This is a genomic window from Pseudomonas sp. PDM26, from assembly GCF_019219185.1.
Lineage (GTDB): Bacteria > Pseudomonadota > Gammaproteobacteria > Pseudomonadales > Pseudomonadaceae > Aquipseudomonas.
In genome coordinates this window covers 150,218-172,087 of sequence record NZ_JAHUWC010000003.1, presented here as the reverse complement: position 1 = coordinate 172,087, position 21,870 = coordinate 150,218, and the positions used below count along the sequence as shown (strand labels likewise).

At 58.7% G+C, this 21,870-nt stretch carries 20 protein-coding genes; 6 read left to right on the top strand and 14 right to left on the bottom strand.

All coding sequences use genetic code 11. The features are described from left to right. Positions 1-39: 39 nt before the first annotated feature. From KW849_RS07810 to KW849_RS07780, 7 genes are all read right to left on the bottom strand, one after another. Positions 40-369 carry a co-chaperone YbbN gene (locus tag KW849_RS07810; protein ID WP_218428876.1) on the bottom strand — a complete coding sequence of 110 codons (330 nt, stop codon included), beginning with the start codon at positions 367-369 and terminating at the stop codon, positions 40-42. Between the two features lie 13 nt (positions 370-382). Further along, entirely contained in the window at positions 383-583 is a 201-nt protein-coding gene (locus tag KW849_RS07805; protein WP_371319119.1) for a hypothetical protein, read from the bottom strand. A gap of 209 nt (positions 584-792) precedes the next feature. After that, the gene (locus tag KW849_RS07800; protein ID WP_218428875.1) at positions 793-1,566 is read right to left on the bottom strand and encodes an SDR family NAD(P)-dependent oxidoreductase; all 774 of its coding nucleotides are present in this window, start codon (positions 1,564-1,566) and stop codon (positions 793-795) included. Between the two features lie 98 nt (positions 1,567-1,664). Then, on the bottom strand, positions 1,665-2,219 hold the full coding sequence (locus KW849_RS07795; RefSeq protein WP_218428874.1) for an OsmC family protein: 555 nt from the start codon (positions 2,217-2,219) through the stop codon (positions 1,665-1,667). A gap of 355 nt (positions 2,220-2,574) precedes the next feature. Next, complete coding sequence (locus KW849_RS07790) at positions 2,575-3,150, bottom strand: TetR/AcrR family transcriptional regulator (protein WP_218428873.1); 576 nt, start codon at positions 3,148-3,150, stop codon at positions 2,575-2,577. Positions 3,151-3,256: 106 nt separating this feature from the next. Then, positions 3,257-6,400 carry an efflux RND transporter permease subunit gene (locus KW849_RS07785; RefSeq protein ID WP_218428872.1) on the bottom strand — a complete coding sequence of 1,048 codons (3,144 nt, stop codon included), beginning with the start codon at positions 6,398-6,400 and terminating at the stop codon, positions 3,257-3,259. Then, complete coding sequence (locus KW849_RS07780; protein WP_218428871.1) at positions 6,397-7,506, bottom strand: efflux RND transporter periplasmic adaptor subunit; 1,110 nt, start codon at positions 7,504-7,506, stop codon at positions 6,397-6,399. Before KW849_RS07780 ends, KW849_RS07785 begins: the two co-directional genes overlap by 4 nt. Before the next feature lie 219 nt (positions 7,507-7,725). Between KW849_RS07780 and KW849_RS07775 the strand changes: the two genes are divergently transcribed. Continuing rightward, positions 7,726-9,186, top strand: a complete 1,461-nt coding sequence (locus KW849_RS07775) for an efflux transporter outer membrane subunit (protein WP_218428870.1) — start codon at positions 7,726-7,728, stop codon at positions 9,184-9,186. A 412-nt stretch (positions 9,187-9,598) separates the two neighbouring features. On the opposite strand, the gene KW849_RS07770 is transcribed toward KW849_RS07775, so the two are convergent. The 3 genes from KW849_RS07770 to KW849_RS07760 form a co-directional block, all read right to left on the bottom strand. Then, positions 9,599-10,870 carry an OmpP1/FadL family transporter gene (locus KW849_RS07770; RefSeq protein ID WP_218428869.1) on the bottom strand — a complete coding sequence of 424 codons (1,272 nt, stop codon included), beginning with the start codon at positions 10,868-10,870 and terminating at the stop codon, positions 9,599-9,601. A gap of 199 nt (positions 10,871-11,069) precedes the next feature. Then, positions 11,070-11,696 carry a TetR/AcrR family transcriptional regulator gene (locus KW849_RS07765; RefSeq protein ID WP_218428868.1) on the bottom strand — a complete coding sequence of 209 codons (627 nt, stop codon included), beginning with the start codon at positions 11,694-11,696 and terminating at the stop codon, positions 11,070-11,072. A 138-nt stretch (positions 11,697-11,834) separates the two neighbouring features. Further along, positions 11,835-13,352 carry a nucleobase:cation symporter-2 family protein gene (locus tag KW849_RS07760; protein WP_218428867.1) on the bottom strand — a complete coding sequence of 506 codons (1,518 nt, stop codon included), beginning with the start codon at positions 13,350-13,352 and terminating at the stop codon, positions 11,835-11,837. A 256-nt stretch (positions 13,353-13,608) separates the two neighbouring features. Between KW849_RS07760 and KW849_RS07755 the strand changes: the two genes are divergently transcribed. Further along, on the top strand, positions 13,609-13,890 hold the full coding sequence (locus KW849_RS07755) for a BrnT family toxin (RefSeq protein WP_218428866.1): 282 nt from the start codon (positions 13,609-13,611) through the stop codon (positions 13,888-13,890). 3 nt (positions 13,891-13,893) lie between these two features. Next, positions 13,894-14,199, top strand: coding sequence for a BrnA antitoxin family protein (locus KW849_RS07750; protein ID WP_218428865.1), 306 nt, complete (start codon positions 13,894-13,896; stop codon positions 14,197-14,199). Positions 14,200-14,254: 55 nt separating this feature from the next. Here the strand turns inward: KW849_RS07750 and KW849_RS07745 are convergent, their stop codons facing one another. Next, complete coding sequence (locus KW849_RS07745) at positions 14,255-15,085, bottom strand: arylamine N-acetyltransferase (RefSeq protein WP_218428864.1); 831 nt, start codon at positions 15,083-15,085, stop codon at positions 14,255-14,257. A gap of 114 nt (positions 15,086-15,199) precedes the next feature. Continuing rightward, entirely contained in the window at positions 15,200-15,994 is a 795-nt protein-coding gene (xth, locus tag KW849_RS07740) for an exodeoxyribonuclease III (RefSeq protein ID WP_218428863.1), read from the bottom strand. 206 nt (positions 15,995-16,200) lie between these two features. Here xth and KW849_RS07735 point away from each other — a divergent pair, with 206 nt between their 5' ends. Beyond that, on the top strand, positions 16,201-16,527 hold the full coding sequence (locus KW849_RS07735) for a hypothetical protein (protein WP_218428862.1): 327 nt from the start codon (positions 16,201-16,203) through the stop codon (positions 16,525-16,527). Positions 16,528-16,777: 250 nt separating this feature from the next. Here KW849_RS07735 and KW849_RS07730 read toward each other — a convergent pair whose 3' ends face one another. Further along, complete coding sequence (locus KW849_RS07730; RefSeq protein ID WP_218428861.1) at positions 16,778-18,349, bottom strand: GGDEF domain-containing protein; 1,572 nt, start codon at positions 18,347-18,349, stop codon at positions 16,778-16,780. Between the two features lie 205 nt (positions 18,350-18,554). Between KW849_RS07730 and KW849_RS07725 the strand changes: the two genes are divergently transcribed. After that, positions 18,555-19,022 (top strand): hypothetical protein, encoded by a 468-nt coding sequence (locus KW849_RS07725; protein ID WP_218428860.1) that lies wholly within the window; start codon positions 18,555-18,557, stop codon positions 19,020-19,022. Between the two features lie 256 nt (positions 19,023-19,278). Here the strand turns inward: KW849_RS07725 and KW849_RS07720 are convergent, their stop codons facing one another. Beyond that, entirely contained in the window at positions 19,279-21,033 is a 1,755-nt protein-coding gene (locus tag KW849_RS07720) for a murein L,D-transpeptidase (RefSeq protein ID WP_218428859.1), read from the bottom strand. An 85-nt stretch (positions 21,034-21,118) separates the two neighbouring features. Here KW849_RS07720 and KW849_RS07715 point away from each other — a divergent pair, with 85 nt between their 5' ends. After that, positions 21,119-21,820 carry a murein L,D-transpeptidase catalytic domain family protein gene (locus KW849_RS07715; RefSeq protein WP_218428858.1) on the top strand — a complete coding sequence of 234 codons (702 nt, stop codon included), beginning with the start codon at positions 21,119-21,121 and terminating at the stop codon, positions 21,818-21,820. Positions 21,821-21,870: the final 50 nt, after the last annotated feature.

The following is a 21,870-nucleotide window of genomic DNA, read 5'->3' as shown; positions in this document are numbered from 1 at the left end:
AGCGTCCTGGTCTGCCAGCACCGCAGATAAGAGGTCCGGTTAAATCGCCTCTTCCAACTCCGCAAGAATGGCTTTTTTCATGGCTCCAACTGAACGGGATCCGGGCATGACCCGCAGCAACCGCCCCTCATGGAACACCGCCAAGGATGGCACCGCCCGGATACCGTACATTTGCGCGATCGTCGGAGACACCGCCACATCAATCTTTGCAAAAGCCGCCAGGGAGTGAAGCTTTTCTTCCAAAGCATGAAAGACTGGCTTCATCTCCTGACAAGGCTTGCACCAGGACGCTGAAAACAGCACGACGCTGCCGCCTTTGGCCACAAAGCGGGCGAACTGCCGAGCACTCAACTCAACGATACGGCTCATCTGGATCTCGCTCTCAATGTGGATGAAGGGCGGCGCAACCCAGTGCCGTGATCAAACAGCGACTGACCAGTACATGGGCATCTGCAGTATCGCCAAACAGCATGCTGTCAAAGCGGTAATCAAGCCCATCGGCCCGGCCATATTTACTGACGGTGTTCATCATCGCGACAGCGGAATCCGGATTGCCGAGCTCGCGTTCAAGGGCAGTGATCAAATGTTGTTCAGTTACGCGAATGTGGTTCTCTGTAGGAGCGAGCTTGCTCCGGGCGGCGTTCCGACGATGGTCGTTAACGATAACGCGTATTTACTGGCTAAACGCGGCGCTCTTGAGTCCATCGCGAGCGAGCTCGCTCCTACAATTTCCTTAAGTGAACAGCATTGCCCGCGATGGGAGCTTTCATCAGGCCGCGCTCGCCACTGTGGTCAGGCCCGAACAGCCATAATTCCGGCATCCACGTCCCAGATTGCGCCGGTCACCCAGGACGTCTTGTCCGACAGCAGGAACAGGATGGTGTTGGCGACATCTTCGGGAACGCCGACTCGTCCCAACGGGTGGAAATCGTTCAGCGACTTCATCGCTTCCGGGATCGCCTCTTTGTCCATGAACCCTTCATAGATCGAGGTGTGAACGATCCCTGGCGAGACAGCGTTGACCCGAATACCCGAGTGAGCCAACTCAATTGCCAGGTTGCGTGTCAGCGCATGCAAACCTGCCTTTGCCATGGAGTAGGCAGAGGCCGGCGAACCTGCCAATGCGGCCTGTGCACCGATGGAGCCGACGTTGACAATTGCCCCTTCAAGCTTCGCGGCCAGCATGTTCTTGACCACGGCCTGAGTGATGAAAAAGGTTGCACGATTGAGAGACAGGTACATGTCGTACTCGACCTCATCGTGCTCGGTGAACGGCTTGGGAATAAAGATCCCGGCGGAGTTCACCATCAGGCTGATATCGCTATGGTTGGCATTGATTTCCTTACGAACGAAATTCATGCCCTCTTCAGTCATCAGGTTGGCGACAATCACCGACACTGGGCCCAGCGGGCTCAGCTCGTTACGCACCGCATCGGCCTTGTCTTGCCTGCTGCCGGTGAGCACTACGCTGCCGCCTGCCTTGAGCACCATGCGGGCCGTTTCCAGGCCCATGCCACTGGTGCCACCGACAACCAGCAGTTTTTTACCTTTGAAAAAATCGTTCATTGCAGACTCCGGTTATCCAGAACTGATCAGGGTCGGCACCAAGGCGGCTGGCTGCCTGCTGGTGCACGCAAGGTTTGAATCTCTTTGAAACGAGCGAATCAGCCCTCACGCACTTCGAGGGTTGGCACCATGCGGATGGCTTTCGAGAAGTTGGCGTAGTTGACCGAGGTTTTGAGCACCACTTTGTGCAGCTCTTCAACGCGCTCACGGGAGGCGTCGGTGTGCAGTCGAATCACCACACTCACTTCGTCGTAACCTGGGTTGACGCTCTCGTCGAGGCCCAGAAAGCCTCGCAGGTCGAGGGTGCCGTCCGTTTCGATTTCCAGGCTATGAATCTTGATACCCATCATCGCGGCGTTGGCGGCATAACCGACCGACATGCAGGCGTTGAGAGCGGCCATCAGCAGCTCTTGAGGATTAGGCGCAGTGTTTTGGCCCAGCAATTCATCAGGCTCATCGGCGACGATCTCGAAATCCCGCGAATAGGTTTCACCGGCCAGACTGTAGCGATTGACTTTGGCCACAGAGCGAGTCTGGCCTTTCCACTGAGTCTTGACGTTGAAGCTCGCGTGGCGCTTGGTCGCATCCTCAGCAACGCCTTGGGCAAACTGCTGGAGTGCGGCGACATCGATACCATTCAGGTTGTTGCTCATGCGTTCGTTCCTCTTCGGATGGACCGGGCGTTTGACCCGAAAGAGAAACAAGCCTACCAACTAGTAGGTTGCCAATCAACAGATTATTCTTCTTATAACCAATCGCCCAAAAAACAGCTTCGAAATAGTTTCTGAACAGGGATATCTGCGGGTCACACACCGCAAGTTTAGACATGGCCAGGTATCCGCAACCCAAATGCGAGACCAGGCGTCCGCTCGTCAGATTGAGTGCGCGCAAAAAGAACTCAGAGAGTGTGAGCCAAGTGGCTGAAACCACTTACAGGGCGGGAAAGCGGACCGAGCCAGCAGGGGCCGAATCGGTCGTTTTATGACGCAGAAAAAGGCTGATCGAACCTCAGTGATGCGTTTCGGTAACCCGAAGTCCATCTAAAATGAAATCAAATCCAGAAGACTGTTCGTAATTGTCGTTCAGCGCCCAAGATACAAAGCTGCCGCCTTCCAACGTATTCAAGATGAACCTGGCAACCTTCACGCCGTCCAGCTCGGCTTTGAGTTCCCCTGCCGCTTGGCCCAGTGCGATATTGGCCTGAAGCCAATTGAGATGGATTTCGAAAAAGTCCCGCGTCAATTCCTTCAGGCTTTCAGGCAAAGCCAGCAACTCCGCCGCCAGAGCGCCGCAGAGTGGAAGCATCGCGTTTTTACTGCTTTGTGCGAACATCAAGGCGAAGGCATTGAGCCGATCGATAATGCCGGTATTTTCATCATTGATGCATTCCAGCTGAATCTTGAACCGGAACAGATAACTCTCAACGATGGCAACCGCCAGACCTTCCTTAGTGGGAAAGTGGTGGTGAATACTCGCCTTCTTGATACCGATGTCTTCCGCCAGATCGGCATAACTGAAAGCTGCGTAGCCCTTGGTACGCAACAGAACCTCAGCGCTGGCCAGGAGGTCGGAACGTGTACTCATGATGCCGTTTCCAGATTTATCAATGCGGCATCATAAATTAGTACTTCTTCATAAGACAGCGCTCGGGTTGCGCACCTATACCCCCCCTCCCGGAACAAGCTCGCTCCTACAGAGTCTGGTGAGCGGCGAGAGGACGGGGTGGCGCCCTGTCCACCAGGCTTGCCTGCTTATTTGCTGCTTCAGTTTGACCCGTATTGTCAGGACGGATCTTGAACCAGATGGCGTACATCGCTGGCAGGAACACCAGCGTCATGATGGTTCCGACGAAGGTGCCTCCGATCAGCGTGTAGGCCAGCGTCCCCCAGAAGACGGAGTGTGTCAGCGGAATGAATGCCAGGATGGCCGCCAGCGCTGTCAGCAGTACCGGGCGAGCACGTTGTACCGTGGCTTCGACTACTGCGTGAAACGGGTCCAGCCCTTCTTGCGCGTTGTGATGAATTTGCCCAATCAGAATCAGCGTATTGCGCATCAAAATGCCCGACAGCGCGATCAGACCGACCAGAGCGTTGATACCAAACGGCTGCTGGAAGATGAGCAGTGTCGGCACCACGCCAATCAATCCCAGTGGCGAGGTGAGGAACACCATGATCATCGCCGAGATCGAACGGACCTGCACAATGATGACCAGCAGCGTCAGGGCAATCATGATCGGGAATAACGGCAACATCGCTTTACCGGCCTTGCCCGACTCCTCGATTGCACCCGCCTGCTCGATCCGGTATCCACCAGGCAGCTTGTCGATGACTGGTTGCAGCTCCTTCATGATCACGCTCGATACGTCCGGAGGCTGCAAACCTTCGGCAATGTCGCCACGCACGGTGATGGTCGGCGTGCGGTCGCGACGCCGCAGGATCGGATCTTCCATACGCACATCGACCGCGCCCACCTGAGACAACGGAATCCGCTGACCCGCCGCACCTACCAGCGTAAAGCCTTCTATCCTGGCGGGATCGAGCCGGATATCACCCGCTGCGCGACCAACCACCTGCACCGAACGAATGTCCTCACGAACCGCGGTGATCGGTACTCCGGCCAGCAGGAACTGCAATTGCTGCGCGACTGAATTCGACGTCAACCCCACCGCCTCCAGGCGATCCTGATCCAGAGCGAAATGCAGCGTCGGCGTCAGCGGTCCCCAATCGGTGTTGACGGTTCTCATCATCGGGCTCGACTGCAACACGTCCTGTACCTGGCCCGCGATCTCGCGCAACTTTGACGGATCAGGTCCCATCACCCGGTAGGCAACAGGGAATGGCGAGTACGGACCAAACACAAGCTGAGTCACCCTGACACGCGCCTCTGGCGCAAGCCCCTCGGCCGTCGCTTCGCGGATACGGAACTTGAGGGCCTCGCGCGCCTCCTGGCTGTCCGTCAGCACCACAATCTTCGCGAACGACGGATCAGGGAGTTCCGGCGCCATTGCCAGATAGAAGCGCGGCGCGCCTTGCCCGATATAGGCCGTGACGATCTTTGCCTCAGCCTGCTTTTGCAGCCAGGCCTCTATCTTGGCGGTGGTCGCGCTGGTCTGCGCAATGGAGGCTCCATAAGGCATTTGCACTTCAATCAATACCTCGGGACGGTCCGAGGTCGGAAAGAACTGCTTCTTGACCAGGCTCATGCCGAGGATCGCCACGACAAACGCAGCGATGACAGTGCCGGCCACCAGCCATTTGCGAGCGATGACCCGCGTCAAAACCTGGCGGAAGCGGTTGTAGCCAGGGGTGTTGTAGATGGCCGCGTGACCACCCTCTACCTTCTTGATGTTCGGCAACAGCTTCACCCCCAGGTACGGGGTAAAAGCGACCGCAACCACCCAGGAGGCAATCAGGGCGATGCCCACGATCCAGAACATGTTGCTGGTGTACTCGCCGGCTGTCGATTGCGCGAAGCCGTTGGGCATAAAGCCGATAGCCGTCACCAGCGTACCGGAAAGCATCGGCGCGGCCGTATGACTCCAGGCGTACGCGGAGGCTTTGATGCGGTCGTAGCCCTCCTCCATTTTCACCACCATCATTTCGATAGCGATGATGGCGTCGTCCACCAGCAGGCCGAGCGCCAGGATCAACGAGCCGAGGGTAATACGGTCAAAGTTCTTTCCAGTGGCCGCCATCACCACAAACACCACGGCCAACGTCAACGGCACAGCCGCAGCGACGACAACGCCTACCCGCCAGCCCATACTGAGAAAGCAGACAAGCATCACCACAAGCAGCGCGACGAAGAATTTGACCATGAACTCGCCGACCGCCGAACCGATATTCACAGATTGATCGGTGACCTTGGAGAGCGTCATGCCTAACGGCATGCCTTCATTTATCTTGACCGTCTCCGCGTCCAACGCCTTGCCGAGGTCAAGGCCGTTCCAACCCTCACGCATCACGATCCCCAGCAACAAGGCTTCTTCACCGTTATTGCGCACGAGAAAGGTTGCCGGATCTTCATACCCACGCTCGATCGTCGCCACGTCGGCGAGCTTGAGCGTGCGCCCCTGAACCGCAATGGGCGTGTCACGAATCTTCTGCACCTTATCGAAGGCGCCATCCAGCCGGAGAAAGACCTGCGGCCCATTGGTTTCGATCGAACCGGCGGGCGTGAGCACGTTTTGATTATTCAGCGCGGCAAAGATGTCCTGAGGAGATACACCCAAGGTGGCCAACCGATCATGCGAAAAGGAAACAAAGATACGTTCGGGCTGCTCCCCAATGATGTTGACCTTCTTCACGCCCGGCACATGCAGCAGTTGTTGGCGCAACGACTCTGCATCACGCACCAACAGTCGCTGCGGCTCGCCTTTGGCTTTCAGGGCGAAAAGCGCAAATGTCACGTCCGAAAACTCGTCGTTGACCATTGGCCCGATGACACCCGCCGGCAGCTTCCTGGCCTCGTCGTCGAGTTTTTTCCGCGCCTGATAGAACTCCTCCTGCACTTGCGAGGGCGGCGTACTATCGAGCAGTGACACCATCGTGAAAGCAAGGCCAGGACGGGTATAGGTTTCCGTGCGGTCGTACCATTTCAGTTCTTGCAGGCGTTTTTCAAGTGGCTCTGCTACCTGATCCTGCATCTCCTGCGCCGTGGCGCCCGGCCACGCGGTAATGACCGTCAACTGCTTGACCGTAAACGGAGGATCTTCCGCACGCCCCAGCTGAAAGAACGACAAGATGCCCGCAACGGCAATCAGGAAGATCAGAAACACCGTGATCGAGCGCTCACGAACGGCGATCGCGGAAAGATTGAAGCGCCCCTCGCTCATGGACGACCCCCGGCAACTTTGACGTCATCCTGTTGAGGCAATCTCACCTCTTCACCTTCGCGCAACAGATGTGCGCCTAACGCTACAATCTGCTCGCCGACCTTGAGGTCGCCCGCGACTCGCACGGTGTCGTCGCTCAAGCCCAGGACTTGTACAGGTCGCCAGGCCACCTTCGCCGGTGTACCGGCGATGACCCACACGCCAGCGCCTTGGCCTGGGTCATAAACGGCAGCGATCGGTACTTGCAGCCCCTGCCCTTGCGTGGTGCCTTCAGCGATCCGAAGCGTGACGGTCGAACCTATCGGTGCATTGGCCAGCGCGCCCTCAAGCACATACCGCGCCTCGAAGGTACGTGTCATTCGGTCGGCCGAGTCAGAAAGCAGCCTCAGCTTCGCTGTAACAGCATCCGCGGCATTGCCATAAAGCGTCGCCTGCGCGGTGGATCCTGCTGCGGGGCGCAACGTCTCGGGCAGGTGCACGATCGCTTCGCGCTGCCCTGCCCGCGCCAACCGAACCACGGGCTGTCCCGGGCTGACGACTTGTCCGGGCTCGGCGAGCGTCTCCACCACAACACCGTCGGAATCCGCCAACAGCACCGCATAACCAGAAGCATTGCGGGCTACATCAGCTTGCGCTTCAGCGGCGCCAAGCTGCGCCTTTGCGGTATCCGCTGCGGCTTTGATCTGGTCATAGGCCGATGCGGAAATAGCACCTGCGGCGACCAGGTTGCGATATCGAGCCTCGTCATCTGCTGTCTGCCTGGCTCGGGCCCGAGCGGCCATGACCGACTCTTGCTGTGCTCGCGCCTGCAACCCCAGGTCGATTGGGTCGAGGCGCATGAGTGGCTGACCACGTTTAACGGTCTGACCGGTGTCAACCAGACGCTCGAGTACCTTGCCTGATACCCGAAAGCCAAGGTCGCCCTGGACGCGGGCCACCACAACACCTGTGAAAGAGCGCGAGACGTCGGACGAAGCCTGAACAGCAGCGGACCTCACCAAAGGGGCATGCGTGCGTGGATCGTCAACGGTGGATGAGTCGCCACATGCCGTCAGTACGAGAGGCAACAAGCAAGCGGCAATGGGGAAAGGTCGAAGCCGGCGCATAGGTTCCCTTCACTTGAAAATAGGACGATCGCCACATTCTCAGTCTAGTGACCATATATGTCAATGGTCACAACCCATGAAACATCCAGCGTCTCAAGTTCGACACATAAACCGCCGCTTTTACTAAGCAAAACCAAAAATTCGCTCAAAGCACCTCAATTGACAGAGTGTGACTATTGCGTAATATGGTCACAAACATCCTCTATTGAAGGACTCTCAATGCCTCCCCTCCGCCCCATCGCTCTTTTGGTCTGCACCGGCTTATTGGCAGGTTGCGCGGTCGGTCCGGACTACCATCGTCCAGACGCTCCGCTTTCGGATCGTTACTTGGGTCAGCCTTCTGTCGAACAGCGGCGTGGAGCGACGCCGACCAGCCTTGTCGCCTGGTGGGAAGGCTTTGGTGATCCAGTGCTGACCGACTTCATCTCCAAGGCGCTTGAGCAGAACCTGGACCTGGCGCAGGCGTCGGCGCGAGTCACGCAGGCGCGGGCCGGACTAGGTGCTACAAATGCCGCTTTACTCCCCTCAGGGAACATCAGCGCACAGGCCGCGCGCTCCTACCAGTCAATCGAAACGCCGCTCGGCCAGGTGTTGAACTCAACGCCAGGCAATGATCGGTACGCAAGTTCCTACGAGGCCAACCTCGATGCCAGCTGGGAGGCCGATGTCTTTGGCGGATTGCGCCGCGCACGCGAGGCTGCTCTGGCCGAGTACCAGGCTTCCCGGGCGGGCGTCGCTGCCACACGGTTGGCCATCGCCGCGCAGACCGCTGATATCTACATCACTGTCCGCGGACTGCAGACCCGGCTGGACATTGCGAATCGGCAAGTCAAAACGCAGCAGGATTTGTTAGAGAAAGTCCAATTGCTCTACAGCAAGGGGCTCGCCGCCAATTATCAGGTTCGCCAGACCGAGGGGGAGCTATCGCAGGTCCAAGCGACAGTGCCGGTCCTGCAGACCGGTCTGGATGCTGCCATGAATGCGCTGGATGTAATGCTCGGCACGCCGCCAGGCACTCACCGCACGCAACTGGCAAGTGCGGGGAGCATTCCTGTAGCGCCGCAGATAAGGGGGATGGGAACGCCGGCCGATTTGCTGCGTCGCAGACCAGATCTCATTGTGGCTGAGCGCCGTCTTGCGGCCTCAAACGCACGCATCGGGGAGGCGATTGCCGAGTACTACCCGAAATTCTCCCTTAGCGCATTGCTGGGCAGTGCCACGGCCGTATCCGCCGGCAACCTTTTTACCGGCGGCGCCAGCCAGTCGGCGGGCGTATTGGGACTGCGCTGGAGACTCTTCGACTTCGGTCGCATAAACGCCCAAATCGACCAGGCCAAGGGACAGGAAGCCGAAACCCTGGCCGCTTACCGTCAGTCAGTGCTGCGCGCCACCGAGGATGTCGAGAACGCGTTGTCCTCACTGGTGAATCGGGAAGCTCAAGCAACCATTCTCACCGCTGGAGAGGCGTCTCTGACACAGGCTCGCCAATCGTCGTTCATTGCCTATGAGCAAGGCACGGCCAGCCTGATCGATGTCCTGCACGCTGACGAGACGATGCTGCAGGCTTCTGATGCCCGGGCTCAAGCACGAACGGAATCGGCACGAGCGGCGGTTGTGGCATTCAAGTCGCTGGGTGGTGGCTGGCAACCGCCTGAAGCCCGGCCTGTTGCGACACGATGAGCTGATAAGGTGACGTGCTCTTAAAAGGTTTTGCGTGCGCCAGGGCAAAAGCAACCATATCCCCAGCGCTATCGCGAGCACTTGCGCTGTTTATCGAGTGGTTGCGCAGGCATTGAAAGTCAAAAGATCGCAGCCTGCGGCAGCTCCTACGGGTTTTGCGTACACGCGCAAAATGACGGTCGCAGCGGCTCCCTGTAGGAGCTGCCGCAGGCTGCGATCTTTTGATCTTGCTTTTGCGATCTGGAGATTGTTGATCAAGATCAAAAAGATCGTCCGAACGCGGCCCGAACCTTCGGCAGCCCCTACAGATATTTCGTTATATGTGTTCCCCCGGAATTCCGTGAAGAACCTCTTAAAAGTCGGGAGGCAACGCGTGCTCCCGACCGGACAGTCATCGCGTAACAGCACTCAACTAGAAACGGTAGCTGACAGATGTACCGAGCCCGCTCGCACTGTTCTTGTATTTGGCACTGTATGCACCTCTGGTCGGCGAGGCTTCGTTGACCTGCACGCTCTCCTCCCACAGGTAGGAATAAGCAACATCGATCGTGACGTTGTCCGCCGGAGTCCAGCCAGCACCGAAGCTGATAACCTTCCGGTCGCCTGTAGGAATGCGTGGTCCCCGGTTGGTGTTGTTGGTGGGCGACTGATCAACCGAAAAACCTGCGCGAAGTACCCATTGGTTGTTCAGTTGGTACGTCGTACCAATAGCGTGTGCCCATGTATCGTGCCAATTCTGTTCTTCGGTAATGGTGCCCAGCGCGCCGCTCAACACAGGGGGTAAACCTGTGTTTTCGATGGTTAACTCCTTGAAGCGACTCCAGCGAGTCCAGGTGCTCCCCAAGTAGAGGGTCCAGTCGTTATCAAGCTGATGAGTCACCGAGAAATCCACTGACTCTGGTGTATTCACGTCCAGCGAAGCGTCATAACTCCGGCCGCTGACCCCCAACACGCTGAAGATGCCGTCAGTGACCTTGGTCTTGGCATCCAGTTGATAACTGACTTTGGAATGGTAGGTCATGCCCAAACGGGTTCGGTCTGTAGCCTGCACCAGGATACCGGCGTTGAAACCGAGGGCCGTGTCGTCGCCAGTGCTTTTGAGTTTTCCGTCGTTGCGACCAGGGCTGAGTGGGTTGGGCACCATCCCGGATATCTCACCGCTGATACGGTTGATGGTGGGACCGAACCCGATCGAAACTTTGTCGTTAAAGGCATAGCTGATGGTGGGCTGGAACGTAAGTGTCGTGACCTCGCTTTTATTGGCGTAGTAACGCCCGGCATAACCGCTGCCATAGTCAGTCATCAGACCGAAAGGTACATAAAAACCCACACCAAACGCCCAATGCTCATCGACAGGTTTGACGTAGTACCCCATAGGTACCGTGGTGGTCGGAACCATGTCGCCGTCTTCCTGGCCTCCGAAGGTACTGCGGGTTTGGCTTATGTCGGACTTGGCGAACAGAGTCGCCGCCCCCACGCTGACCTGCTCTCTTTTCAAGCGAGACATTCCCGCGGGATTACCGAAGACCGTGCTCGCATCTTCAGCGGAGGAGGAGCGACCGGCAAACCCGGATCCCATCCCACTGATGCTTTGTTCATTGAGAGCGAAGCCGCTGGCAAAAACGTTTGAGGAAGCGAGCACGACAGCAAGGCCCAATGGGCTCTTGAGCAATATTGTTTTCATTGTTTGAACTCTATGGGTATCACTGAGATGAAGCAGTAGAAGCGACGGACCCCCATACTTATTCATGTGACCAATTCAGTCAATAGTCACAAAGCAGATAAATAAAATGCCCTTCGACGGATGGGAAGAAGGGCAAAGTGAGAAGCCGTTTTGATGATCTGGTGCTGACCCGGGTATGCCGTAAACCTTTAGCCGAAGATCAAGGCATGAGGCTACGCAAGATGAGGTTGGAGGTGAGCGTGGGCGCTTCCTCGACGAAATCGAGGTTGTATTGCAGCAGCAAAGGATTGACGAATGGCCGTAGCGCGAGATGTATCGCTTCTACTGTCTCGTCCAGTGGAGTCTTGCGTTCAAATTCACCAATCTCTCGCCCCTCTCGCACTATTTGCGACACGAAACGTTTGATCTGTGCGTCATAAGCCTGCGTACTGGGCCAGCTTTCCGACGCCGCGAACGCTGCAATGTCATAGAGTTTTCGGTCGTTGAAGAACAGATTCACACCTGTGGCGATCACCGTCTTGACCAAGCGTCGAAAGCGCTCCGTCGGCGACAGGTCTTCCACATTGATAGCCTGCTCCACAGTCGCGACGATTTCTGCCAGACAATTTGCGCAGATGGCTTCACCGATCGCCTGCTTGGAATCAAAAAACTTGTAGATGTAGGCCTTTGAAAACCCGATGGCCTTGGCCAGGTCGGAAACCGTGGTTTTGCCGTAGCCGTACTGACTGAAATGCTCATTGGCCGCCGCGACAATCTGGTCTCGAATGTCGTGATCGGCAGGGCCACGGGGGCTGGGCGAAGATGGAGATATCGATGGCTGATTCATGAGTACAGCTTACTCACCCTATCGAAGACTGACAACTTGTGACCGATTAGTTTTATAGTCACAAATCGACCATATCGCAGCCTGCAGCAGCTCCATGTAGGAGCTGCTGCAGGCTGCGATCTTTTGATCTACCAGCCTTTAGACATGTTCACTGCTTTTCGCGTGCACCGACCGCGGCTCTGCATGTCCATGCTCTGTGTCCACCACAGCAACCTCATTCCCGTCGCAATCATGCAGTTTACCGTCGCTGAAGTAGTCCCCTTCGCGCAACGCCGCCAGGTCCTGATAACGCAGCACCCGCTCGGTACCGGCCGCAAACACCGATTGCTGGTCAGAGTTACCGGCGGTGAGATGATTGAAGGTCAGGTTCAGCACGATGGCCATGATCGCCGAAGAACTGATGCCCGAATGGAAAATGGTCGCGAACCAGCTCGGGAAGTGATCGTAGAAGTTCGGCGCCGCGATCGGGATCATGCCGAAGCCGATGGAGGTGGCGACAATGATCAGGTTGACGTTGTTGCGATAGTCGACCTTGGACAAGGTCCGAATGCCGCTGGCCGCAACAGTGCCGAACAGCACGATGCCGGCGCCACCCAGTACCGAGGTCGGCACGGCGGCGATAACCCGGCCCATGAACGGCAGCAGGCCGAGGATCACCAGGAACAGACCGCCAGTGGCCACCACGTAGCGGCTCTTGATGCCAGTGACCGCCACCAGACCGACGTTCTGGGCGAAGGCGCTCTGGGTGAAGGAACCGAAGATCGGCGCGAACATGCTCGACAGCATGTCGGCGCGCAGACCGTTGCCCAGGCGCTTGGAATCGACCTTGGTGCCGATGATCTCACCGACGGCCAGAATGTCCGCCGAGGTCTCCACCAGCGTCACCATCACCACGATGCACATCGACAGGATCGCAGCAAAGTGGAAGGTCGGCATGCCGAAGTGGAACGGCGTAGGGAAGCCGAACATCGGGCCCTGGGTCACGGACGAGAAATCCGCCATGCCGAGGAACACCGCGATGATCGTGCCGATCACCATCGCCAGCAGAATCGACAGGCGGGAAATGGTCGCACTGCCGATTTTGCTCAGCAGCAGCACCAGCACCAGCGTTACCGCCGCCAGGCCGATGTTCGCCATACTGCCGAATTCCGGTGCATGGCTGTTGCCGCCCATGGCCCAGCGCGCGGCTACCGGCATCAGCGTCAGGCCGATGGTGGTAATCACGATGCCGGTCACCAGCGGCGGGAAGAACCTGGTGATACGCGAGAACACCGGGGTTATCAGCAATCCGATCAGGGACGCCGCTATCACCGCACCCAACACCGACTGAAAGCCGCCCTCCCCGCCACTGCTGACAATCGCCACCATGGTCGCGACGCCGGAGAAGGACACGCCCTGTACCAGCGGCAATTGACAACCAAAAAACGGTAAACCCAGGGTTTGCAGCAACGTTGCCAGCCCCCCTGCAAACAGTGAAGCAGCAATCAACAAACCGATGTCCGCCGGCGAGAGCCCGGCCGCCTGGCCGATGATCAATGGCACCGCGACAATACCGCCATACATGGTTAGAACATGTTGCAGGCCATAAGCCATATTCGCGCCGATCCCAAGATTTTCGTCCTCGGGCCGTTGGTGTGAAACATGGGGCGTTTTCATGGTAGGGGGTTCCCTGGTTTTTGTTATTCGCACACTGTATGCAATAGTCAGGACAAATGTCTATAGAGTTGTATACAACTTATCAGTCACAAAATGGATACCTGTCCATTTCCACCTGCTACCCACCCTCCAGGCCCCGCCAAAAAACCTTGAAATACATCCCACCCTGTCCAAACGCGGGTGCTGACTAGTCTTTCGAATTCCTGGCGACCATCGGTAAGGCCCGCCCCTTCTATATACATATAAAGTATGCATAATGAAGTCATTCGAAATTCAGTTCCACAAGGCAAAGAACGCAGCCAACAAACTCAAGCACCAAGGCATCAGCCTCGCAGAGACTGAACCGGTATTCCATGACGAACGAGCGCTGACCATCGAGGACAACCACCATGATGAACAACGCTGGATCACCCTGGGGCTGGATGCCAAAGGCCGGTTGCTGGTCGTCGCGTACACCCACCGCGACCCGAATTTCGTTCGAATCATTTCCGCGCGCATCGCCACCAAAAGCGAGCGCCGTCAGTACCTGGAGGCATGACCGATGAAAGACGAATACGATTTCAGCAACGCCAGGCGCGGGGCCGTGGTGCCCGCCAAAGGCAAGACCCGCATTACCATCATGCTCGATGACGCTGTCATCGAAGCCGCCCGGGCCCTGGCAGAAAAAGAGGGTTACGGCTACCAGACGGCGATCAACAATACGTTGCGCCGGGCCCTGCTCAACGAAGGCAAGACCACACACCTGAAACAAACCCTCACCCCTGCCGAACTCAAGGGCCTGGAGCAAAAACTGGCAGAGGCCTTGCGCGAAATTCAACGGGTGATGGAGCCGAGTGTTCGGCTCTGAAACGCAAAGGGCCGATCAATCGGATCAGCCCTTGGTGATGTCTACGATCAGCCCGCTATTGCGGCGCTGCGATCAATCGTTCCAGCGTCCGCACCAATTGCGCCTGTTCCGGTACGCGAATGCCGAACTCGCTACCCAGCAGGCCAATCAGTTCCTGCACATCCGTCACCTCCCGCCGCTCGCTGTCCTGACCAATCCGGTGAATCGCGAAGTTGCCGTTGTTGAGCGTACGCCGCCACCCCTCCCCGGTGCGCGCCACCATCAACTGCTTGACGAAAGACGACTCGGGGTGGGTCGAGACGTACCAGTTGCCCACCGCAAAATCGATATCTTCCTGGCGTTGCAGGTCGAAGATGTACATCGCTCGCCATTCCCCCGCAACGTTGGCGCGCAGGGTAAAGCCGTCGACGTGCAGGTCGATGCGATACGGCTCGTGAGGGGTGAGTTGTTCGGCGCGGGAATCGAGCAACAGGGGCGCAGTCGGCACCATGCCGCCGAAGCCGACGTCGGTGATATAGCGCACGTCATCGATGATGACCAGGCTCAGGCGGTGGGTCCGGGCCGTCCAGGCGCCCTCCGGCTGGCCCATCACCACCCGGCCGCTGATGGCACGGGCGTCGAAACCCAAATCCTGAAGCAAGGCCAGGAACAGGTTATTGAGTTCGTAGCAGTAACCGCCACGACCGTCATGCAAGACCTTCTGCTCGATGGACGGCAAGTCGATCAGCACCGGTTCGCCGGATAATGTGGTGAGGTTTTCAAACGGGAAAACGCCGGTATGGCGCAGTTGCAGTTGGCGCAAGGTTTCCAGGGTCGGTGCCGGAGGTGCGTCGAAGCCCAGGCGTCGCAGATACAAAACACGGTCAGTCAGGCATGGCTCGCTCATCGCTCAATCCTTTTCCACGCAAGCGGCGGATTACTCCGCCAGTGGCCGCTATGTATAAGGGATCAAGCACTGCCGCCGACAATTGATTTAGCCAATCGCCCGGCATGAAAAAACTCAACGCCGCTTGTGCGAACCCAATTCAATCCAGGTCGGCGCGTGGTCGCTGGCATGGGGCTCGTTGCGCACCCACGTATCCACCCCGGCATCTTGCAGATACGGACTCAGGGCCGGGTTGAGCAGCAGATGATCGATGCGCAGCCCCGAGTTCTTCTGCCAGTGCTGACGGAAATAATCCCAGAACGTGTAGACCCGATCCTGCGGATGCAAGTGCCGCAATGCATCGGTCCAGCCCTGGTCCAGCAACCGCTGGTAGCACTCGCGACTTTCCGGTTGCAGCAAAGCGTCCTTGAGCCAGGAGCGTGGGTTGTAGATGTCCAGGTCGGTGGGCACCACGTTGAAGTCCCCCGCCAGCACCACCGGATGTTCGCTGCCTTGAAGTGTCTGCGCGTGACGAATCAGCCGTTCGAACCACGCCAGCTTGTACTCGAATTTCGGCCCCGGTTGTGGATTGCCGTTGGGCAAATACAGGCAGCCCACCAGAACCCCGTGGACAGCGGCTTCCAGATAACGACTGTGATTGTCGCTGTCATCGCCGGGCAATCCGCGTCGCCTTTCCAGCGGCTGCGCATCCCGCGCCAGGATCGCCACGCCGTTCCACGACGCTTGCCCCTGCCAGATGGCGCCGTAGCCGGCCGCTTCAAGCTCGGCAACCGGGAATGCGCTGTCCACCGCCTTCAATTCCTGCAAGCAGGCGATGTCCGGTTTTTCCCGCTCAAGCCAGGCCAGCAGATTCGGCAGCCGTGCGCGCAGGCCATTGACATTGAACGTGGCTATCCGCAATTTCTTCATGAACGGACACTCCTGAGGACGAGGTACCTGACGTGTGACACCAGCACGTTTCGCAGGTTGCGTCAGCAATCTCGGGGGTGGTAGTACCTTGAGCGTAAACTGGATGATGATGGCCGGCGCTGAGACAGCCATTCGTCATCCGGTTGGCACCAACCGCGTGCCTCTTCACACCAACATCTGGTAACGACTCATCCCGGGAGACGACCATGATGAACATCAAAATGACTTCGCTGCTCTTGGCGGGATTGTTGTCGGCAACGTCCCTGGCCACCTTTGCGGCGTCCGGCGATGGCGCTGGCGCGACCGGCACGGCACCCAGTGCAACCCGCAACTCAACCATGCTGCCAGGCAACAACAGACCCAGTGAACCCTCGGGTGACTACAGCCGCAGTCATGGCCCCGGCTCGTCAATCGGCAGCACCGGCGTCAATGGTCCGGGTAGCGGCGCGGGTGGTGGCACCGGCGCCCCCGGAGGTGGAACCGGCGGTGCTGGCGGCGGGACGGGCAGCTGGACAGGCAAAAGCAGCCGATGACGTGCAGTCATTGGCTAATGCCGATCAGTTAACGCTTCGAACACCGCAATCCCTGTGAGAGCGAGCTTGCTCGCGATGACGATCGCATAGTCGACACCTGCGTTGCCTGGCAGTCCGCTATCGTCGGAGCGCCGCCCGGAGCAAGCTCGCTCCCACAGGTTCTGCGTCTTAACTGTCTGGCATTACAGTCATTGGCTGCTTTTTGTCACCTGAGGTTTACATCGGCTTGACCACCGGCAGGCAAAGCACATCAACGGTCGGAACGCATCAACGCCTCGACCCCACCGGCCATCGACAACGTTGCCACGCGGTTTCGCCCCGAATGCTTGGCCTGATACAACGCCGCATCCGCCCGCTCGACAAACACGTCCATGCTGTCACGTCCCGACGGCACAAACGAATAGCAACCCAGACTGACCGTCACGTAACCGTTGGGCGAACCGGTGTGATTGATGTGCTTGTCGATGACGCTGCGGCGGATCTGCTCGGCAATCGTCATGGCGCCGTGGATGTCGGTGTCCGGCAGCAGCACCGCAAACTCCTCACCGCCGTAACGCACCGCCAGATCGGCCTTGCGGTGGCAACAACTCTTCAACGCGCGTGCCACTTCGGCCAGGCAGTGATCCCCCACCACGTGGCCGTAGGTGTCGTTGTAGCGCTTGAAGTAATCGATATCGAGCATGATCAGGCTCAAGGGGCTGGCCTGCCGGGCGCCGCGCCCGAACTCGATGCCCAGCGCCCGCTCGAACAATCGGCGGTTGGCCAGCCCGGTCAGGCTGTCGTGGGTGGCGATCAGCTCCAGCGCTTGCTGGGCCCTGCGCAAATCCGCCTCGACCCGCTCGCCAACGCGCACCTGATGCAGGAACACCCAACCGAACAACCCTACGCCCAGCAACACCAGGGCCACGATGAGACTGGAGCGAAACGCCGTGTCGTACCAGTCCGCGAGAATGGATTCCGTGGACGACGCAACGGCAACGACCAACGGATAGGCCTCCAGCTGTCGGTAACTGTACATGCGTGTCACACCATCGATGATGGAGGTGAACAGCGCATTGCCGGAGGTGGTCAGCGGCAGGAACTTCTGGAAAATCTCGCTCTGGGCCAGCGATGCACCGATCTGCGCCTCTACAAAAGGTCGACGGGCCAATAACGTGCCATCGCTCAAGCCGAGAAACATCGAGCCGTTGTCGTCTAGGCTGAAGCTTTTGAAGAACTGGTCGAAGTACGACATCTTGATGCCGGCCAGCAACACGCCCTGGAAATGCCCGTTCCTGTCGTTGACCCGCTTGGAAACCGGAATGATCCACTCGCCGTTTTCCCGACTGCGGATGGCCGGGCCGATGTGCGCCAACGTCGATACATTCTGCTGGTGATACTTGAAGTATTCACGGTCCGCGACCCCGGCACCCCGGGGCAGGTTTTCAAACGAGGTCACCACCCACTGGCCCTTCTGGTCGAACAGCAGGATGCCGTGCAACTGATCCAGCGCCAGCATTCGCCGGGCGAACGTCTGCTGCAAGCGTGGTCGTTGGTCCGGGCCGAAACCGTCGACCTGAATCCAGTCCACCAGACTGGTCAGCACCAGGTCGGCCTTCATGAAGGTGTCTTCGGCTTGCTGCGCCATGGCCCGCGTCAGGTTCGAAGACGCCACTTGCGCCAGGCTCAGATCATGGCGACGGGACTGGTCCAGTTGCAGGTAGAGCAAACCGCACAGGCACAGACACACCGTGGCAATGAACAACACCGCGGCCTTGCGCAGCGGTATGCGTTTCAATGCGACGCCAGGGGCGCGGTCCTGATTGTTGAAGCGTGTGGGCAAAAGGTCATCCTGTCGGGGCAAGGCATGGGCAACGCCCCAAAGCCCTCAATCGTTGTGGGCCGTAGTTTACGGGGTTATCCAGGACAAATGGCGGCCATTTGCCCAGTGGTACCACACCTGCCCGGTGCCGCAAACATGACCCAAGGCAAGCGCGCCTCCGCATCTACGAGCTACGATTAGTCTGAACTCCACACAGGGAATCGACATGAGCAAGGCAGACGAGCTCGCGGCAAAATTGAAACAGACACGGCTTACCAGCGCGGATCAGGCGATCGATGCCTGGCCGGGCCAGGTCTACGAACTGTATCAACGGATAGAGACCTGGCTGCTGCCCTTGACCGAAGCGGGCCTGGTCCTGCGGCGCAACCCCACCCACGTGTTCGAGAGTCACCCCAATGGCGACTCTTACAACTACGCCATCGACCAGTTGGTGATTGCCGGCAACGGACACAGCCTCACCTTTGACCCGGTTGCACGCTTCACTGCCGATGGCGAGGGGCGGGTCGAGATTCACTCGCAAGGCAACGAATTCGCGCTGTTACGCACCGTGGACGAACACGGTGAAGCACACTGGTGGCTACAAACGATCGAGCAAGCCACAGCGCAGCTGGACGCGGTGGCGCTGACGGAAAGCGATCTGCTGGCAGTGGTGCAACAAGGGTTGGCGCTTTAGGGGGTTGCCGAAGCACTCACATAAAAAAGGGCGCTCCATAGGCTAATGCCGATCAGTTAAACCGAGACACTGAACCTGTGGCGAGGGAGCTTGCTCCCGCTGGGCAGCGAAGCGGCCCCAACAAATGGGCCTGCTGCGCAGTCCAGCGGGACGGTGCGGCGATCCGACAAGCTCCCTCGCCACAGGTTAATCAGCGCTGGTCGATCCCTTGACTGATCGGCATTACGCTCCAGAGGCGCCCTTTTCCGGTCTTTGGTTACTGTTTGCCCTGCCCCTTCACCACCAGCGGCATCTCTGCACGACGCAAGTCCAGCGCCGGCAACTTCGTTGGCTGGCTCAAGCCCTGCAGCACCCTGGCGTCGTAATCATAAATGTCGGGCTTGAACGTCACCCGCCCGTCCTTGCTCAGGTCCACGGTCCAGTAGGCCAACAGCACCGGCACTTTCACCGGTAGCTGGATGTTCTCGGTCCTGCCATTGGCCAACTGCTTCTGAATGCCGGCGCTGTTCCAGCGCACCGGGTCGTTGAACAACAACTCGACCAGTTGCAACGGGTTTTCCACGCGGATGCAGCCTGAACTGGTGGCCCGAACCGTTTTGGCAAACAGTTCGCGGTGCGGCGTGTCATGCAGGTAAATCGAATAGTCGTTGGGGAAGCGGATCACCACCTGCCCCAGCGAACTGTCGGGCCCGGCATCCTGACGCAGGTGGATGCCTCGCGGGTTGCTCCAGTCAACGCTCGACGGATCGAGCACATTGCCTTCGCGATCAAGCACGCGAATCCGGTTGGCCTCCAGATAGCCCGGATCGTTCTGGACTTTTGGAATCACGTCCTGCTTGAGGATGGTCGGCGGCACAGTCCAGGTCGGGTTGAACGTGATGTAGGTGATTTCGGCCTGGAACACCGGCGTGCTGCGCACCGGTTTACCGACCTGCACCCGCGAACGCCAGATCGGCAGACCGTCGCGGTACATCGCCACCTTGTATCCGGCGATATCGACGATCACGAACGTGCCCTGAAGCTTGTACAGCAGCCACCGGGCGCGCTCCATGTTGACCCGCACCTGATCGATCCGCGCCTCGACCGGCACGTTCAGTGCCGCCAGCGTCGCCGCCCCCGCCACGCCATCAGCCCCCAGGTATTGCTCGGTCTGATACTTCTTCACCGCGGCAATGACCTTGTCGTCGTAACCGGCCTTTTTCGACAGGTGCGAGTCCAGGTACCCGCCCGCCACCAGACGCGCACGCAATTGTGCGACAGCCACCCCGTCCATGCCGGGCTTGAGCGATTGCCCTTCGGTGACTTTCGGCCAGCCGCCCGCATCACGGACCTGGCGCAACCGGGCCAGGCCCTCACGCAAGTTGCGGTAAATCTCTTCTTGAGGAGGCGCCTGGGCAAAGGCGCGCGCCACGTCATGGGCATCGAGGGCGGCGAACAGGTTGTTCATGTCCCCGCGGGCAGCGCCGCCGGCAGGCTCGAAATTCCAGTGAATGTCCAGCCGCGACGGATCGACCTTGCCCCGCCGCAATTGCAGCAGTGCAGTGATGAACGTGCGGGTCGCGGCCATGTCGAACATCGCCCGTTGCGCCGCGGAAGGCACGGCCGCTGCCAGCGACTCATGGGCCATGGCCAGCTCGCTGATGCGAAAATCCGCCGGATTCAGGCCATCGATCCGGGTGTCTTCAAGACTCTTGAGTAACTGGGCGACATCACGATCGTCTGTCCACGCCGCGCGATAGTTGCGATGCATATAGAAATCCAGCACCACCCGGCCGACATCCACGCGCTGATGGCGCCTGGAAGTGAGCAACGGCGGAAAAGCCGAACGCAGCGGTTCCAGCGTCGCCTGAATCACCTGGCCGACCGCATCGTCGGGCGCTGCGGCATCGATTGTGCTGCTCGCCGCAGATACCGGCTCAATCGGCGAAGTTTGCCCACACGCCGCACCGCTGATCAGAAAGCCCATAAAAAACATGCGGCTTATGACGAATGACCTTGTTAATTGCACCATGGATAATCCTTAATCCCCCGTTTCAAACGGCTAGCTTTCCGCTCGCCGCTAGCTAGACTCGAAATTATCATGATGAGACCCGACTATGGCGCTAAACCGCTTTGGCCCTTTATTTGCCATTTTACTGACATGCCTTTCAGTAACGTCAGCCTACGCCGATTCGCTTGAAAACGCGCTGGTCAAAGCCGCACCCGGCGCCAACGCCAAAGTGATTGCCCTGGCGGTTCGCGCCACCCAATGCAGCCTCGCCCAAGGTATCGCCCCCGCCCAAAGGCTGGCGGTGATCGATTATTCCCTGCCTTCGACCGAACAACGCCTGTGGGTCTTCGATCTTAAACGGCGCAAGTTGCTGTTTCACGAACTGGTCGCCCATGGCCGCAACAGCGGTGAAAACATGGCCACGCTATTCTCCAACCTCAACGAAAGCCACGCCACCAGCCTCGGCCTGTTCCGCACGCAAGGGAGCTACCGCGGCCAGAACGGTTACTCGCTGCGCATGGAAGGCCTGGAGCCCGGCTTCAACGATAATGCCTTTGACCGGGCCATCGTCATCCACGGCGCGCCCTATGTCAGCCCGGTGCTGGCCCGCGCCAATGGCCGGATCGGCCGCAGTCTGGGTTGCCCGGCCGTCAGACCGGCGATTGCCCATCGGCTGATCGACTCGATGAAGGACGGGCAGCTGCTGTTTTCCTATTACCCGGACCAACGCTGGTTGAAGTCGTCTTCCTACATCAACTGCGGCGGCGACACAGTGGCCTCAAGGGAAAAGTCCACTTCACGCCAATAAGCGACGCCCAACCTGTCAAAACTGTAATCTGCGCCTCAGCCTGCCGAAAG